A 17,453-nucleotide genomic window follows, 5' to 3' on the forward strand; every position below is an offset into this window, starting at 1 on the left:
AGTTCTTGTTAAAAGAATTCACAAAGTATCACTTAGATTTTTGATTTTTAAAATCATACTAGCACAATCTATTACTTCAGCATGTTGAAGATTAATTATCTCTTTGGTTGCCCTAACTGTGGAGGTCCTATTGATGAAGATCGTCTTTTCGCTGGAATTCCTTGCAGTAAATGTTTGCCTGGTAAAGTAGAAAATTTAGATTATAGAGTAATTTATGATTTACTTGTAAAAAATTCTACCTTGAAAGGATATGCTGAGTATTATTACGAGAACGAGACATACGAGGAAATTTTAGAACTATTTAAAAAGGTGATTAAAAATGAACCTTGGAATCTTCAAAAATATTGGATAAAAAGACTAGCAAAGAACGAAAGTTTTTCTCTATCTGCTCCAACTGGATTAGGTAAGACAACAACACTATTAGTCTACTCATTATATTTTGGTAATACATCATTGTACATAGTTCCTACAAATTCTTTAAAAGATCAAATATGTGAAAGATTAAAACAAATAGGCGCAAAGGTTTCTTGTGACAAAGCTAATGATAATTATGTTAATGTGGCAACCTTTAATAGAATTTTACGGCATTATGAAGAATATCAAGCGTTAAGACCAAGATTAGTTATTGTAGATGATTCTGATATGATATTAAAAAGTGGTAAAACTACTGAAGTTATAGCCAAGGTTTTAGGTATTAATAATGAGGTTTTCCAAGACGCAATTAATCTTGTAAAACTAAGGAAATTACTAAGATTTAATAAAGATGATAAAGAATTAAAAGATAAGATAAATGAATTAGAATATAAAATCTCAAGTTGGAAACCATTAGTTCAGTTTCTTGTTGCTAGTGCAACTCTAAAACCTAAAGGGACTAAACAACAAGCCTTAAGATTATTAATAGGATTTGAGCCTTCTACTATTCAGACATACTTAAGGAATATTGCTGATCTTTATTATCCATCAACTGATCTAAAACACGTTATTGAAAAGATTTCAGATAAAGGTGGCTTGATATTAGTTTCTAAGGAATATGGGAAAGAAAAAATGAAAGAATTAAAAGATTTAATAGAAAAATTAGGATATACTGCTAGTTTAGCAATTGCTGGAAGAAAGTTTTTAGATAAGTTTAGTGAGGGGAAAGTTGATTTCCTTATAGGCTCAGCTAGTTATTATGGTGTTGCTGTTAGAGGATTAGATGAACCAAAAAAACTAAAGTATGTGATATTTTACGGAGTACCAAAAATCAGGTTAAATCTGAAAGACGCTCTTTACAATCCATCAATGATAGTTAAGATAGCTGAAAAGATAGGCATCGATGTAAAAGACATTAGAAGAAAGTTAGTTTTCCTTTCTCCTTCGGAAATTCAATTATTAAAAATAGGTTTACTTAAGAATGAAAAATTAAATGGAAAGATAGAAGAAATCAGGAATTATTTAATGAAATTAAGAGAAGAAATTCTAAATACTTTAGAGGATAAGAAGATAGAGAGAATTAAAACAGAATCTTTCCTTGTGGCAGAATCTAACAACAAATATTATGTTTATGTTCCGGATGCTGTAACTTACATTCAAGCATCTGGTAGGAGTAGCAGAATCATACATAATGGATTAACATTTGGTGTGAGCATAGTACTAGTTGACGATATAGATTTATTAGATATTTTAATACAAAAATTAAGAAAAATAGTAACTAGTGTAAATTTCATAAATATAGAGAATATTAATATGGATAAGATAAGAGAAACTGTTAAGAAAAGCAGAGAAGAGAGTGCTGTTCAAAAGAAAATTGTTACAAAGACTGTACTTTTGGTAGTAGAATCACCAACGAAAGCTAAAACGATTGCTAGACTTTTTGGAAGACCAAGTAAAAGGGAAGTATACGGTATTCCAGTTTATGAGACAATAATAATGGTTAATGATACTATACTAATTGTAAATATTATAGCTACTAAAGGTCACATAACTGATCTCACTACTGAAAACATTGGGTACTATGGTGTTGATATAAAAGATTCCGATTTTATAGCTAATTATTCTCCTATTTATAAATGTTACAATTGTGGCAAAACATTTACATCTAAATCTGACTCTTGTCCTTACTGTGGTTCTATATTCATTTCTTCAACAGAGAAGATAATTGCTGCTTTAAGGAAATTAAGTATGGAAGTAGATGAAGTGTATATTGCATCGGATCCTGACCAAGAAGGAGAAAAGATTGCATTTGATGTTGCCTCAATGACTAGTCCTTATAACAGAAATATTTATAGAATTAAATATCACGAAGTTACTAGAAATGGAATACTTGAAGCAATTGTGAATAAAGGGAAAATTGATTTAAACCTTGTGAGGTCTCAAGTCGTAAGAAGAATAGAGGATAGATGGATTGGGTTTGAGTTAAGCTCAGCGCTAAAATCAGTATTTTATGAAAGAAACCATGGCAGTGGAAGAGTTCAAGGGCCAGTATTAGGATGGGTAGTTGAAAGAACTAAACAATATAAGAATAATCTTGGTTGGATAGTTAACATAAAGCTAGGAGATTATAATATAAGAAAATTCTTTAAAACGAAAGAGGAGGCGGAAAAGTTTGTATCAAATTTAAGAGTAAAAATTAATGCTTTATCTGAAAGGGAAGAGATACAAAATCCTTTACCGCCATTTACCACAGACACTTTACTAATGGAGGTATTTAATAAATATGGAATAAACGCTCAAATTACCATGAAAATAACACAAGAGTTATTTGAATCTGGCTTAATAACATATCATAGAACTGATAGCACTCACGTTTCTAATGTTGGTGTATCTATAGCAAAAGAGTACTTAGAATCTAAAGGTCTCAAAAATGACTTTATTGGTAGAAGTTGGGGAGAAGAAGGTACACATGAAGCAATTAGACCTACTACTACTATGGATGTTGAGGCTCTCATTAAAGATATTGAGGAGAATCCTAACAAATACTTCATTAGATTTACAAAATATCATTTCAAGATTTATGATTTGATATTCAGAAGATTTATAGCTAGTCAGATGAAGCCAGCTAATATAAAATATATCAAATACGAAATATTGATTAACGACGAAAAAATTGAGGTAGAAATACCAGTAAAGGTTGAAGGAGGGTTTTCAATTATTTATCCTCTAAAAGTCTATACTTTATCTGATAACTTTACAACTTATGTAGGGAAAGGTTCCACTGTTCTGTTATTGGGATACGCTGATGTTATAAAAAGCATGAAAGAGAAAGAAATTGGTAGACCAAGTACTTATGCAAAGATAATCTCTACTTTAATTAAGCATGGTTATATAGTTGAAAGTAAAAGGAGGTCTTTCCTTATTGCTACTAACAGAGGTATAAAAGCTTATGAGTTTCTATCAAATTGCTGTAGCGATTTAATTAGTGAAAATAGAACAAAATCATTACTACAAAAGGTTGACAAAATCGCTAATGGGAATGTTAGTGCTGATGAAGTACTGTTTGAACTACATAGAGAAATTACAATTTTATCAGATAAGCTAGTAAACTCTCTTAAGTCTTATACTAATATATGATATTCTTCTTCTATCTTTAACTTCGCTTCCTATATCTGTTTTTTCAAGTTTTATTCCATCGCCTAGTCTATCTTTAAGTAAGTTATAAACTTCTACAGCTTTATATATACTATTTCCGACCCCTTTTAGTTCTACTTCATCATATCCTTGATTAAACATTACTATTACATCTAAAACGTAATCTTCAGTTCTTTTAGCTCTACTAATTAAAATTTCATTGGGCTTTTTTGTGGTCATTTTGTATCGTTAGTGGATAAGAGAGAAGAAAAATAAATCTGTCTATCAGTAACACGGGCCTTTATCACCGCTCATATTTAAGGGCTTCATCATCCAAATTTTTTACTTTGAATATAACTAACAGCATTTAGTACTAAAAATCCAATGCTGCTCTTATTAACATAATAATATTTTGGTGATATTGAATATACTAGCGCATCATTTGGATCTTTAAGTCTTAATTCCATTATCTCATTATAAGGAACTTTTTTGATAAAATAATTGGGATTTTCAACTAAGTCTTTTACTCTAAAAACAATTTCTGTACTTCCCTCTGATTGTATCGGTCTAAGCACGGCAATATAAGTTTCGTCTAGATTAATAGGATTAAATGAATTGTAATAATCTCCAGATTCAACAATTTCCTTTAGGTCCTCCATAAGACACCATCTATTTTCTCCATTATCTATATCGATAAAGGATACGGTCCTATATTTTGAGCATGGCTTTCTCATCTTCTTTAGTTTAAGTTCCAATGTTTTCTTTGAAATTCCTATAAATTCTGAAAGTTCTTCTATCGTATAAGCTCCTCCTTTTAATGCTTGGTATATCTTTAATTGTAAATCTGATATCCACGGTCTTATGGGTGTATGAGATAATACAGCTTTTCCTAATGGTGTTAAACCTTCAATTTCTATTATTTTTATCTTCCCTTCTTTTATTTTCTTTATATATTCGAAAGTCCTCTTTATACTAAAATATTTTGATACTGTTTGTCTTAGTGCTTCTTTGAGAATAACATAATCTTCTTTTATATTTAACTTACCCAATTTACCGAAACTATATTGTATTTCCTTTGCTGTAGCTAAAAATAGTGGTGATCTATATATTGATCTTATGATTAGTTGTTTTATTTCTTTATCTTTGAGAGATAGTATTTCCTTAAATAAATCTTCTTTTACTCCCTTAATAGAGAAGCCATAGATTGATGCGCGAGAAGACACATTAAGGTTATATTTCTTTGTGGCAAGATATAGTAACATGTGAGATATTGTATTTGCAATCTTCTCTGGAATTATAGTAGAATATACTATTTCATCACTTGTTTTCTCTACATACATTATTTTTTCAGATGGTAAGGGTAAATTATGTATTGTATAATATTTAATAAAACTTAATAAGGATTCATACGCTTCATTATCTATAATCTCTTTATACTTGTCAAAATCTGCAATTATATTTCCTAATTCTGATACGAGTAATGATGATTTAGATATGTTTTCTCCTTTCCAAATTGGTATTTCTCCTTCTCCGTTATTAGCTGGAACAACATTAATGAGATGCTTATTAAAATCTATGTTAATTATTTTCCATATTTTTCCACTAATCCTAATTGTATCGTTATTTCTTAAGTGTCTATATACATAGATAGCATCGATTTCTCCCACTGGCGTATTTTCATAGCGTATAGTAAAAGTATCATCAGTATTTATAAAAGAGAAAAACTCAGAGAACTCTTTAGCCCAACTAATCTTATTATCTTTTTCAAATCTCCATATTTTGAAGAAGGATTTTCCTAGCTTTACTTTATTATTTTCTACTTTTATTACTTCTTTTTTTCTTAAATAATTAATTAGTCTATCGAACTCAGTCCTAGAAAGATTTCTATAGTAATATGAAGATGAAATAATTTCATAAATTTTATCTAAACTAATTTCATCATATTGTAATGCTAATCCTATTATTTCCCTCGAAGCAACATCAAGATAAGGAAACACAAAGGGTTCTTCTATTCTCCCATCTTTAGCTAATTTGTATAGTGTTAATCCCTCTAGTATATCAAAATCATAAAGACATAAGATTTCGCCTCTAGATATAGCATTTATTGCATGTCCACTCCTTCCTAACCTTTGCAAGAACGATGCGACAGAAGGAGGAGGCCTATATAAAATTACTTTTTTAATATCTCCAACATGAATTCCCAATTCTAATGTTCTTGTACAAATAACTAGATTTGCCTTTCCTTCTCTAAGGCTAGTTTCCACTTTTATTTTCTCTTCTTTTGATATTGATGAGTGATGCACATAAATATCCTTAGCTTTCATTTTCTCTAGCTCTTCATAAAGCCTTTCGGTCGTAAATCTAGAGTTAGTAAATAAAAGTGTAGGCTTTTCAATCTTAGATAATATGCTTTTTGCGGCAGACTCCCAAAGATCTTTATCTGAAGATATTTTAGAGATCTTTACATCTATAGACCTAGAAGAATTTATTCTAATTATTTGAAATTTCCTTTGTGAAGATCCAAAAATAAGTTTAGCAACTAATTCTTCATTATTTATTGTTGCCGATAATCCTATTCGCTGGAAATCATAATTAATAAAATCCTTTAATCTTTCAAGGAGTATTGACAGTTGTGCACCTCTTTTCGAATTAACTAATTCATGAACTTCATCAATTATTACCCATCTTAAATTCTTATAATACTCTCTAAATCTAGTAGCCCAATCTAAATCAATTTCTAATCCTTCTGGAGTTGTAACTAATATATGTGGTGCTTTTTTTAATCTAGAGCTCTTTTCTTTTTGTGGAACTTCACCATGTTTTCTACTTACTATAAAGCCTAATTTGTTAGCCCACCATTCTATCCTTAGAGTTAAATCATTAATTAATGCCTTTAGAGGTGTTATGTATAAAACCGAAACTGGCTTAACATTTTCATGTAGCATTAAGTTAAAAACAGGCAGAAGAGCTGCTTCAGTTTTTCCATATCCTGTAGGAGCAATTACAAGCGTGTTATATCCTTCTAGTATTGGCGCTAAAGTTTGCTTTTGAACTGGAGTTAATTCATCCCATCCCTTTTCTTTTATTAATGTCATCAGTTTTGCATGTAATCTATTATTCACTAATTATCACCGCAATGTTTAAATGCACATTATACCGCTATTTTTAAAAATTTAAACTCTACGATTCAAAACATGATTGAAAAACACGTTTGTATTGTTTGCGGTAGAATGTTTCCAGAGGGACAAGGTATTAAACTTTCTATTCAAGGAAATGAATATTACTTTCATAGCAAGGATTGTGCATATAAGTTCTTACGTGAAGTTATTTTAACAGCAGACTCAGATTGTATTTCTAGTGTAATAAAAGATATTAAAAGAAAATACGATGATTTAACAAAAAAGAAGAAAGAAGCTTCAAAAAAAGTTATATGATCAGTGCTCAGCCAGAGTGCATCATTTTTCAGCGTCCGCTATTGTCATCATCAAAACAGATTTATTAACAATTCATTATATATTTTCATTTGGTATGTCACAAGTAACAATCAAGAGAGTAGGCACTTATGAATGGCGTATAGATAAGGGAACTCAACAGTGTATGAAAGTTCCTGTCACTGTTTTCGCTGACGATGTATTAATAGATAAAATGAAACAAGACCTCACTTTGAAACAAGCTATGAATGTTGCATGCTTACAAGGAGTGCAAGAATCTGTTTATGTATTACCAGATGGCCATCAAGGATATGGCTTTCCAATTGGTGGAATAGCTGCTACTGCTATTGATGAGGAAGGAGTAGTTAGTCCAGGTGGTATTGGATATGATATAAATTGTGGAGTTAGGCTTTTGAGAACTAACCTTGATTATAAAGATGTAAAAGATAAATTAAAAGATCTTGTAGAAGAAATCTATAGGAATGTACCCAGCGGAGTAGGGAGTGAAGGCAAAGTAAAATTAACATTTCAACAACTTGATAATGTACTAGCTGAAGGTGTAAAATGGGCGGTTGATAATGGATACGGTTGGGAAAAAGATATGGAGCATATAGAGCAACATGGAAGCTGGGATTTAGCTGACCCTTCAAAAGTTAGTCCGATTGCAAAGCAAAGAGGTCATACTCAATTAGGAACTTTAGGAGCTGGGAATCATTTTCTTGAAATTCAAGTTGTAGATAAGATATATGATCATGAAGTTGCAAAAGCCTTAGGTATAACTCATGAAGGACAAGTCACTGTTATGGTACATACAGGGTCTAGAGGTCTTGGTCATCAAGTTGCTAGCGATTATTTACAAATAATGGAAAGAGCTATGAAGAAATATAATATTTCAGTTCCAGATAGAGAATTAGCCGCAATACCGTTTAACACAAGAGAGGCACAAGACTATATTCATGCTATGGCGTCTGCTGCAAACTTTGCTTGGACTAATAGACAGATGATAGCACATTGGGTAAGGGAAAGCTTTGGTAAAGTTTTTCATACAGACCCAGAAAAATTAGACTTGAGTATAGTTTATGATGTTGCACATAACATAGCTAAAATTGAGGAATACGACATAGAAGGAAAGAGGAAGAAGGTTTTAGTTCATAGAAAAGGTGCTACAAGAGCTTTTCCGCCTGGGAGTCCTGAGATACCAGCTGATCATAGAAGCATTGGCCAAGTTGTTTTAATACCGGGTAGTATGGGTACTGCAAGCTATGTGATGGTCGGTATTCCGGAAGGAAGAAGGACTTGGTATACTGCACCTCATGGTGCTGGTAGATGGATGTCTAGAGAAGCTGCTGTAAGGAATTATCCAGTTAACTCAGTTGTGCAAAACTTAGAACAAAAAGGAATAGTAATAAGAGCTGCTACTAGAAGAGTAGTTTCTGAAGAAGCACCCGGAGCTTATAAAGATGTAGATAGAGTAGCTAAGGTAGCTCATGAAGTTAAAATTGCTAAATTAGTAGTGAGATTAAGACCTATAGGTGTTACAAAGGGATGAAAAGAGAAGACCTTTTAAAAGAAGTAGTTGAAGATATAACTTTAGACGATTTAAAAAATTATAAAGATTTTTATAAAATCCTAGATAAAATATATGGATTCACAGCGGAGTCTGTAGTTAGAGGAGTAAAAATATTAAATGATATGATTAAAGAAGCTGATCTAAGGTTTCTATCTTTTACGGCAAATTTAGTTTCAACTGGTTTAAGAGGGTTATTTGCTGATTTAATTAAAAAAGGCTACTTTAATATAATTATAACAACTGGTGGTACAATAGACCATGACATAGCAAGGAGTTTTGGAGGAAAATATTACAAGGGCTTATTTGAGTATGATGACTCGATGTTAAGAGATTTAGAAATTCATAGATTAGGAAATATATTAGTTCCTATGGAAAGTTATGGCAAGGTCATTGAAGATGTAGTAAGAAAATATGTTAATGAAATAACTAATATAAAGAAAGAATGGCCTGTTTATGAACTTTTATGGGAGTTTGGTAAGAGAATTTCAGATGAGCATTCTATCTTAAGAGCAGCATATGAGAGAAAAGTTCCTATTATAGTGCCTGGAGTAGTTGATGGTTCGTTTGGTACAAATTTATTTATTTATTCTCAGTTTACTAATTTGAAAATTAACTTATTTGAAGATATGAAACTCATTAAAGACTTAGTGTTCTCGTGTAAAAAATCTGGTGCACTAATTATTGGTGGAGGAATAAGCAAGCATCATACTATCTGGTGGAATCAGTTTAAAGATGGATTAGATTATGCTATATACATTACTACAGCCCAGGAGTATGATGGAAGTTTAAGTGGTGCTAAACCTAGAGAAGCAATATCATGGAATAAAATAAAGCCATCAGGTGAGAATGTTGTAATATATGGAGATGCAACTATTATATTACCTATTTTGTCAGCATCTTTATTAGGATAAGCGAATAAAATATTTGTATTGTGATGATTTATGTCCACTGAGAAGTTTACTAGTATTTCTCCTGCAGAATTCTTTAAAAGAAATCCAGAATTGGCTGGGTTTAGTAATCCAGCAAGAGCTTTATATCAAACAGTCAGAGAATTAGTTGAGAATGCTTTAGATGCAACTGACGTTCATAATATTCTACCGTCTATTAAAATACTTATTGAATTAATTGATCAGCAAAAACAAATATATAAGGTTAATGTTGAAGATAATGGAATTGGTATTCCTCCACACGTGGTTCCAAATGCTTTTGGTAAAGTTCTATATAGTTCTAAATATGTTTTAAGGCAAACTAGAGGGATGTTCGGGCTTGGTGTAAAGGCAGCAGTACTTTATAGCCAAATGTATCAAGAAAGACCAGTTGAAATAATAACATCCCCATTAAATTCGAAGAGAATATACATGTTTAAATTGAAGATTGATGTAGTTAAGAACGAGCCTGTAATATTGCAAAGAACTTCAATAGTTAATGAGAAAGGTTGGCATGGGACTTCTGTTACTTTATATTTATATGCTGATTGGGCAAGAGCTAAACAAAAGATATATGAGTACATAAAGAAGACTTATATTATTTCTCCTTATGCAGAATTTTTCTTCAAGGATCCAGATAATAACGTAGTTTACTACAAGAGACTTACTGATAAAATACCAGAGCCTCCAAGAGAAGTAAAACCTCACCCTTATGGTGTTGATATTGAACTAATAAAATTCATGATAGCAAGGAAAGAGAAACCTATGCCAATAAGAGATTTTCTTATAAACGAATTCCAAAGTGTAGGAGATGTTACAGCCGATAAAATTTTAGAATTAGCTAAAATTCCTAAAGATAAAAAGACAACAGAACTCACAGATGAAGAAATTTCAAGATTAGTTGAAGTAATGAAGAAATTTGAAGATTTTAGACCACCTTCTGCTGAAGCATTATCAGTTATAGGGGAAGATCTTATAGAACTAGGCTTAAAGAGTATATTTAATCCAGAGTTTGTAGGTGCTATCACTAGAAAGCCTAAAGCTTATCAAGGTCACCCATTTATCGTTGAGGCTGGAATAGCTTATGGAGGATCAATTCAGCCATCTCCTGAACCTATTGTTTTAAGGTATGCTAACAAAATTCCTTTAATCTATGATGAAAAATCTGATGTAATTTGGAAAGTTGTCACTGAAGAGATGGACTGGAAAAGGTACGGAATAGAAGAAGAACAACCTCCATTAGTTGTTATGGTTCATTTATGTAGTACTAAAGTTCCTTATAAGAGTGCAGGAAAAGAGAGTATAGCTGACGTAGAAGAAATTGAGAAAGAAATAAAATTAGCATTAATGGACGTAGCAAGGAAATTAAAGAAGTACATCACGGAAAAGAGGAAAGAAGAAGAGGCTAAAAAGAGGTTAATAACTTACCTAAAGTACATCCCAGAGGTAAGCAGAGGACTTGCTTTATTTTTAGTTAATGGAGACAAGCAAAAAATAGCAGATGCGTATTCCGATTTGAGAGAAAAATTGCTAAAGATCGCGTTAAATAAGCTCGAAGTCAATGATAAAAAATTAGAGGAAGAGATTCGTAGCTATAAAGTTGAGGAGTTATGAGTAACGAGTTAACATCAAAGGTTGATAAAGAAGCAAGAAGAAGAGCGGCTGATATACTTAGGCAAACATTTCTTAAACTTATAGAACAAGTTAACAATTCAGAATCACCAGTTATGGAAATTCCAAAGAGAACTTTAGGAAACACAATTTATGATGAGAAAAAGAAATTGCTTTTATTAGGAGAAGAAAAATTAAAAAGGAATTTCTTTGACCTTAATGAGTCTAAAAGATTCATGCAGACTGTTTTGATGGCAAGCATAATATATGATGCATTAATAAACGATGAGTATCCTACTATACGTGATTTATATTATAGGGGTAAGCATTCTATTATACTTAAAGATCCTAGGGGCAAAGCTTATGAAGAAAACACATGGGATGAGCAAAAAGAGTCAGACAGTGTAATAATGGACATTGAAGTTTTCACTTCCCTTCTTAGAGAAGATATGTTAATACTGAGTAAGGAGAAAGGAAAAGTTGTTGGTGATATGAGAATTAGGAGTGGAAATGATATTATAGACTTAAGTAAAATGGGACACGGAGCTTATTCTATTGAGCCTACTCCAGATTTAATTGAGTTTGTTGATGTAAATGCAGAATTTGTATTGGTTGTAGAGAAAGACGCAGTTTTTCAACAACTTCATAGAGCAGGATTTTGGAAGCAATACAAAGCAATATTAGTTACAAGTGCTGGACAACCAGATAGAGCTACAAGAAGATTCGTTAGAAGGTTAAATGAAGAGCTAAAATTACCCGTTTATATATTAACTGATGCTGATCCTTACGGGTGGTATATCTATAGTGTATTTAGAATAGGCTCTATTTCATTATCTTACGAAAGTGAGAGACTAGCAACTCCTAATGCAAAATTCTTAGGAGTTTCAATGACTGACATATTCGGAGACCAGGGTAAGAGGCCTTATCTTTCAGATCAAGAAAGAAGAAACTATATTATTAAAGCTAAAGATGCTGATATAAAGAGAGCTAACGAGATAAAGAATTATAAATGGTTTAAGACAAAAGCGTGGCAACACGAAATTGAGATTTTCTTGAACAAGAAATCAAAGCTTGAAATAGAAGCTATGGCGAGTAAAGGATTAAAGTTCTTAGCTTTTCAATATATTCCAGACAAAATTAAGTCAAAAGATTATATTGAGTAATCCGCCGAGACAGGTCATTTCATCGTTCAAAACATGGGGTCTCTTCATCATTCATAATATCCTAAGATGTCATTAAAAGTATTTCTTTTACAAACTTTACAATATTGATAAATTGCTGGTTGTTTACTAATGTCGAAGCTAATGTTAATTGTCCATTCTGTGCCACAATTTCTACATTTCAGTTTCCAAGGCATAATGCTTTTTATATTTTTAAGTTAAATAAGATTTGCTATGAAGATGTTAGACTATCTGATTACATGATGAAGGGCCAAAGCTCGGAGCAAAGAGTTTAAAGCTTTGCCTTAATTAGGATATTTTGGGAAACTATATGAGCATTCAGTACACAACAGTCGGAGATTTAAAAGTAGGTAATTATGTAGTTATTGATGGAGAACCTTGTAGAGTTGTAGAAATTAGTAAAGCTAAAACTGGCAAACATGGTAGTGCAAAAGCAAACATTGTAGCTATAGGACTTTTTACTGGTCAAAAAAGAACTTTAATGGCTCCAGTGGATCAGCAAGTTGAGGTACCAATTATAGAGAAGCATGTAGGCCAAATTTTAGCTGATAAAGGCGATAGTATAACTATTATGGACATGGAGTCATATGAAACTTTTGATATAGAAAAACCTAATGAAACGGATATCGTAGACAAAATAAGGCCGGGTGCAGAGGTAGAATATTGGGAAATTATGGGGAGAAAGAAAATTGTTAGGGTAAAGTAAATTGCTTGACAATTTAAAAGATGCTGTAAGAAAGTTTTTAGGTTCATCTAGTTATGATAAAGCTGTAAATGATTTCATAAAGGAACTTCAAATTTCTTTAATTAAATCTGATGTTAACGTTAAACTTGTAAGCAATTTAACTCAAAAAATAAAGGAAAGGCTCGAGAAAGAAAAACCACCTACAGCAATAGAAAGGAGAGAATGGTTTATATCAATAGTTTATGATGAACTATCTAAACTATTTGGTGGGGATGTAAACCCAGATGTAATGCCAAAGAAAATACCATATGTAATAATGTTAGTAGGAGTACAGGGTAGCGGAAAAACAACCACTGCTGGCAAATTAGCCTATTTTTATAAAAAGAAAGGTTATAAAGTCGGTTTAGTTGCTGCTGATGTTTATAGACCGGCTGCTTATGATCAATTAGTTCAAATTGGAGAGCAAATTAAAGTTCCAGTTTATGGAGAACCTGGAAATATTGATGCTGTTGGAATAGCAAAAAGAGGAGTCGAAAAGTTCTTGAACGAGAAAACTGATATTATTATTGTAGACACAGCTGGTAGGCATGGATATGGAGAGGAAGCAAAACTACTAGAAGAAATGAAAAATATGTATGATGAAATTAAGCCGGATGAAGTAATGTTAGTTATAGATGCCTCAATTGGTCAAAAGGCCTATGATTTAGCCTACAGATTTCATCAAGCAAGTCCTATAGGGTCAATAATTATTACTAAAATGGATGGGACAGCTAAAGGTGGCGGTGCACTTTCTGCTGTAGCAGCAACTGGTGCTATTATAAAATTTATAGGAACTGGAGAAAAGATAGATGAACTAGAAGTATTTAATCCAAAAAGATTTGTATCTAGAATATTAGGAATGGGTGACATAGAAAGCATTGTTGAAAAAATAAAAGGTGTTGAAGAATACGAGAGAATCCAAAAGAAAATGGAAGATATAATGGCTGGAAAAGCTAAGCTTACTTTAAGAGATATTTATAACCAACTTATAGCCTTAAGGAAAATGGGTCCTTTGAATAAGATTTTGCAAATGATTCCAGGGATTAATATATTCTCTCAAATCCCAGAAGAGCAATTAAAATTAGGTGAAGAGAAGATTAAGAAATTTCTTGCAATTATGAATTCTATGACATATAAGGAATTAGATAATCCCTCAATTATCGATAAATCTAGAATAAGAAGAATTGCTAAAGGGTCTGGTTCTACACCAGAAGAAGTAAAAGAATTGTTAAAGCAATATCAAATGACTAATAATTTGCTTAAAATGGTGAAGAGGAAGAAAGGCCTTGCTAAACTCTTTGAAGACAGAACTTCTAAATAAATCATTAGAATTACTCTCTAAATACCCTCTTTGTGATAGTTGTTTAGGTAGATGTTTTGCTAGGCTTAGTTTAGGCCATACAAATGAAGAGAGAGGTAAGGCTATAAAAATATTGCTACTAATGGAGATAGACAAAGCAATAAAAGAGCATCAAATAGAGGATCTATCTCAAATAAAAGAATTATTATATAATATGGGCGAAATAGCAAAGACATTCTACCATAACTACTTTAATGATGAATTTCAAAATAGAAGTTGTTATATTTGTGATAATAGAATAAAGGAATTTAAGGAAAGTTTTGAGAAAAAAGCACTAGAAAAACTTGTTAACTATAAAACCTTTGTTTTAGGTGTAAGACTTACTGATGAATTAAAAAACAGAGAAGAGAAATTCATGGTAGAAAATCAACTATTTTATTATGAAAGTATAAAAAATGAAATAAAACGAGATGTAGGTAAAAAGCTTGCGAGTTTAGGTTATATTCCAGAATTTGACAATCCACAAGTAGAGTTAGTGTATGATATGGAATATGATGCTGTAATTCTATTTACTAAAACTGTTAGGTATTTAGCATTTTATAATAGACTTAGTCGTGGTATACCAATATCTAGCTGGGTTTCAAAAGGAGGAGAATCGTTAGAAGGTTTGTTAAACACACAATTAGTAGCTCCATATTCTGAGGCTTCAGAGTATAGGATTCTTGATGACTATCCTTTAATCGCAGAGAATTTGGTCAAGAATGAAATTAATATTAAAGGTTTTCATATTCGTAAGGTTTCAAAAATTGCTGGAAAAGAACTTTCAACAATTTTTACAATAAGACCCTCTAAAAGATTGTATAGAGTTACCATATATTCTGAGAAAGAAATTAAAGACGCTGTTAAGCTTCATGATAATATTTATGATATATTTGTGGAAGCAAAAGATTTTAAAGAACTTAGGGAGAAGGTAAAGGATTTGTTAGTTATTTCTGTAGACTTACTTTCTATGTCCGGCAAAAGTAAATTAATAGCCGATACATATATTAAATAGATTTTTTCATAACTAACGCAATGAATATTGATATAAATGGTAAACGTGTATTGATAACAGCCTCTACAGATGGAATAGGTAAAGGAATCGCTAAAGCTCTGGCAAGAGAGGGATGTAAATTAGTAATTACTTCTAGGACAACAGAAAAAGTATACAATACAGTTAAAGAATTAAAATTCTATAACCCAGAAGTTTATGGAATTGTGTCAGATTTAACAGATTATAATAGCCTAGACGAGTTAGTGAATTTTAGTATAGAGAAACTTGGAGGAATAGATGTCTTTATTTTTAATACTGGAAACCCTTCAAATGAACCTTCTTATTTTGATGAGACATCTTTGAAGGATTGGGAATACTCAGTAAAACTTTATCTTTTAAGTGCAATAAAATTAACTAAGTTAGTTATCCCTTTTATGGAAAAACAAAAATGGGGCAGAATTATATATTTATCTTCATGGACTGTTAAGCAACCTCAAAGGATTTTTGTACTAGCTGATGTTTCAAGATCTCCAATAATACAGCTAACTAAAATTCTTTCTAAAGAATTAGGGATATACAACATTACTGTAAATACTATTTTAATGGGAAGTTTTGAAACCGAAGGAGCGAAAAGAAGTTTAACTAAGCTAGCTCAAAAACTAAATCTTAACTTTAACGAACTATGGAAGAAGGAAGTAATTGAGAGATCATCGTTAAAGAGAACTGGCGATATTGAAAAAGAGTTAGGATCTCTTATAATTTACTTGATTTCTGACTATTCTTCATATATAACTGGCTCCGTAATACCAATTGATGGAGGAACAAGTGATGCAATATAAGAATTAAAGGAATCCTTTAACATTAACTTATGTTACTAATGGTATTATACCTTACAATACTTGACAAAATGTTTATAAAATTGTCTAAACTAGTATTATAGTGAGTAGGTATGGCTGAGAAAAAGGTAAAAGTTAAAACTCCTAGTGGTAAGGAAGCGGAACTATCGCCGGAAAAAGTTTGGGTATTGGCGCCTAAGGGAAGAAAAGGAGTTAAAATAGGACTATTTAAAGATCCAGAAACTGGTAAGTACTTTAGGCATAAATTACCAGATGATTATCCAGTCTAACTTTTTAATAAAGCTAAAAATATTTTTCAAAGATGAAGTTAGTTCTCAAGATAAGTGGAAAATTTTTTGATGAAGAGAGTTCGGAAAACCTTATTGTCTTAAAAGATACAATTCAACGACTAATCAATGAAGGACATAAAGTTGCTATAGTCAGCGGAGGTGGAGCAACAGCTAGAAAATACATCAAAATGGGTAGAGAATTAGGTGTAAATGAAGCTCATTTAGACTTATTAGGTATATGGGCTTCTAGATTAAATGCATATTTATTAACTTTTATTCTATCAGGCTTAACTTACATGAAGGTCCCTGAGAACCTAGAAGAGTTTATTGAAAAATGGGAAAGTGGCAAGGTCATTGTAACTGGAGGATTTCAGCCTGGTCAGTCAACAGCAACAGTAGCTGCATTAGTTAGTGAAGCTATAGGAGCAGACTATTTAATTTTAGCTACAAATGTTGATGGAGTTTATGATAAAGATCCTAGGTACTACAGTGATGCTAAATTAATACCTAAGTTGGATACAGAAACTTTAAAGAAAGTATTAGAAAATTCGCAGTCAGTAAAAGCTGGAACTTATGAGCTTTTAGATCCATTAGCGATAAAAATTATAGAGAGATCAAAAATTAAGGTTATTGTTATGAATTACAAAAAACTTGACAAAATTTTAGATATTATTAGGGGTAAAGAAATAGGTAGTGTAATTCAACCGATGTGATAAGAATGTCGATATTAAACGAAGAAGAATTTAGGACATTAAGGGAATATAAAGGAAAAGTAGACCTTGATTTAGTTATTAAAATTCTTAATGAAATAGAAGATGATTTTGAAAAAAGTAACAACTTAACCTCGTCCTTAATTTTTGTTTACTCTAATTATATTGCTATAGTAAAGCAAAATAAGGACTTTTTTGATTTGATATTAAAAATTTTGCAAAAATATTCTCCAAAAATAGGGACGGAAAATGTTATTCAACTTATAATAAATTCTCTTAAATAGTTTTTTATTCG

Annotated in this window: 16 protein-coding genes; 13 read left to right on the forward strand and 3 right to left on the reverse strand. The window is 31.5% G+C overall.

The window, feature by feature from the left end:
* Positions 1 to 81 precede the first annotated feature (81 nt).
* Positions 82 to 3,549 (forward strand): reverse gyrase, encoded by a 3,468-nt coding sequence (gene rgy, locus ACAM25_RS11560; protein ID WP_369609868.1) that lies wholly within the window; start codon positions 82 to 84, stop codon positions 3,547 to 3,549.
* Here rgy and ACAM25_RS11565 read toward each other — a convergent pair.
* Entirely contained in the window at positions 3,514 to 3,786 is a 273-nt protein-coding gene (locus ACAM25_RS11565) for a DNA-binding protein (RefSeq protein ID WP_369609869.1), read from the reverse strand. The two genes, rgy and ACAM25_RS11565, sit on opposite strands and share 36 nt — an antisense overlap.
* 89 nt (positions 3,787 to 3,875) lie before the next feature.
* On the reverse strand, positions 3,876 to 6,641 hold the full coding sequence (locus ACAM25_RS11570) for a DEAD/DEAH box helicase (RefSeq protein ID WP_369611674.1): 2,766 nt from the start codon (positions 6,639 to 6,641) through the stop codon (positions 3,876 to 3,878).
* A 99-nt stretch (positions 6,642 to 6,740) separates the two neighbouring features.
* On the opposite strand from ACAM25_RS11570, the gene ACAM25_RS11575 reads away from it, so the two are divergent.
* From ACAM25_RS11575 to ACAM25_RS11595, 5 genes are all read left to right on the forward strand, one after another.
* Complete coding sequence (locus ACAM25_RS11575; RefSeq protein WP_369609870.1) at positions 6,741 to 6,980, forward strand: hypothetical protein; 240 nt, start codon at positions 6,741 to 6,743, stop codon at positions 6,978 to 6,980.
* Between the two features lie 94 nt (positions 6,981 to 7,074).
* Positions 7,075 to 8,526: an RtcB family protein gene (locus ACAM25_RS11580; RefSeq protein ID WP_369609871.1), complete on the forward strand. Its 1,452-nt coding sequence runs from the start codon at positions 7,075 to 7,077 to the stop codon at positions 8,524 to 8,526.
* Positions 8,523 to 9,458 (forward strand): deoxyhypusine synthase, encoded by a 936-nt coding sequence (locus ACAM25_RS11585; protein WP_369609872.1) that lies wholly within the window; start codon positions 8,523 to 8,525, stop codon positions 9,456 to 9,458. Before ACAM25_RS11580 ends, ACAM25_RS11585 begins: the two co-directional genes overlap by 4 nt.
* Before the next feature lie 30 nt (positions 9,459 to 9,488).
* The gene (locus tag ACAM25_RS11590) at positions 9,489 to 11,087 is read left to right on the forward strand and encodes a DNA topoisomerase VI subunit B (protein WP_369609873.1); all 1,599 of its coding nucleotides are present in this window, start codon (positions 9,489 to 9,491) and stop codon (positions 11,085 to 11,087) included.
* The gene (locus ACAM25_RS11595; RefSeq protein ID WP_369609874.1) at positions 11,084 to 12,247 is read left to right on the forward strand and encodes a DNA topoisomerase IV subunit A; all 1,164 of its coding nucleotides are present in this window, start codon (positions 11,084 to 11,086) and stop codon (positions 12,245 to 12,247) included. The genes ACAM25_RS11590 and ACAM25_RS11595 overlap by 4 nt, the downstream gene beginning before the upstream one ends.
* Positions 12,248 to 12,294: 47 nt before the next feature.
* Here ACAM25_RS11595 and ACAM25_RS11600 read toward each other — a convergent pair whose 3' ends face one another.
* A complete protein-coding gene (locus tag ACAM25_RS11600; RefSeq protein WP_369609875.1) occupies positions 12,295 to 12,441 on the reverse strand; it encodes a hypothetical protein in 147 nt (48 codons plus the stop codon).
* A gap of 134 nt (positions 12,442 to 12,575) precedes the next feature.
* Between ACAM25_RS11600 and ACAM25_RS11605 the strand changes: the two genes are divergently transcribed.
* The 7 genes from ACAM25_RS11605 to ACAM25_RS11635 all read left to right on the forward strand — a co-directional run bounded on the left by ACAM25_RS11605 (position 12,576) and on the right by ACAM25_RS11635 (position 17,442).
* Complete coding sequence (locus tag ACAM25_RS11605; protein ID WP_369609876.1) at positions 12,576 to 12,971, forward strand: translation initiation factor IF-5A; 396 nt, start codon at positions 12,576 to 12,578, stop codon at positions 12,969 to 12,971.
* Between the two features lies 1 nt (position 12,972).
* The gene (locus tag ACAM25_RS11610; protein WP_369609877.1) at positions 12,973 to 14,310 is read left to right on the forward strand and encodes a signal recognition particle protein Srp54; all 1,338 of its coding nucleotides are present in this window, start codon (positions 12,973 to 12,975) and stop codon (positions 14,308 to 14,310) included.
* The gene (locus tag ACAM25_RS11615) at positions 14,288 to 15,343 is read left to right on the forward strand and encodes a pseudouridylate synthase (protein WP_369609878.1); all 1,056 of its coding nucleotides are present in this window, start codon (positions 14,288 to 14,290) and stop codon (positions 15,341 to 15,343) included. Before ACAM25_RS11610 ends, ACAM25_RS11615 begins: the two co-directional genes overlap by 23 nt.
* A 20-nt stretch (positions 15,344 to 15,363) precedes the next feature.
* Entirely contained in the window at positions 15,364 to 16,161 is a 798-nt protein-coding gene (locus ACAM25_RS11620; RefSeq protein WP_369609879.1) for an SDR family oxidoreductase, read from the forward strand.
* A 110-nt stretch (positions 16,162 to 16,271) separates the two neighbouring features.
* Positions 16,272 to 16,448 carry a chromatin protein Cren7 gene (locus ACAM25_RS11625; protein WP_369609880.1) on the forward strand — a complete coding sequence of 59 codons (177 nt, stop codon included), beginning with the start codon at positions 16,272 to 16,274 and terminating at the stop codon, positions 16,446 to 16,448.
* 32 nt (positions 16,449 to 16,480) lie between these two features.
* Positions 16,481 to 17,161 carry a UMP kinase gene (pyrH, locus tag ACAM25_RS11630; RefSeq protein ID WP_369609881.1) on the forward strand — a complete coding sequence of 227 codons (681 nt, stop codon included), beginning with the start codon at positions 16,481 to 16,483 and terminating at the stop codon, positions 17,159 to 17,161.
* A 5-nt stretch (positions 17,162 to 17,166) separates the two neighbouring features.
* Positions 17,167 to 17,442, forward strand: a complete 276-nt coding sequence (locus tag ACAM25_RS11635; protein WP_369609882.1) for a hypothetical protein — start codon at positions 17,167 to 17,169, stop codon at positions 17,440 to 17,442.
* Positions 17,443 to 17,453: the final 11 nt, after the last annotated feature.

Source organism: Sulfurisphaera javensis, assembly GCF_041154675.1.
Classification (GTDB): Archaea; Thermoproteota; Thermoprotei_A; order Sulfolobales; family Sulfolobaceae; genus Sulfurisphaera; species Sulfurisphaera javensis.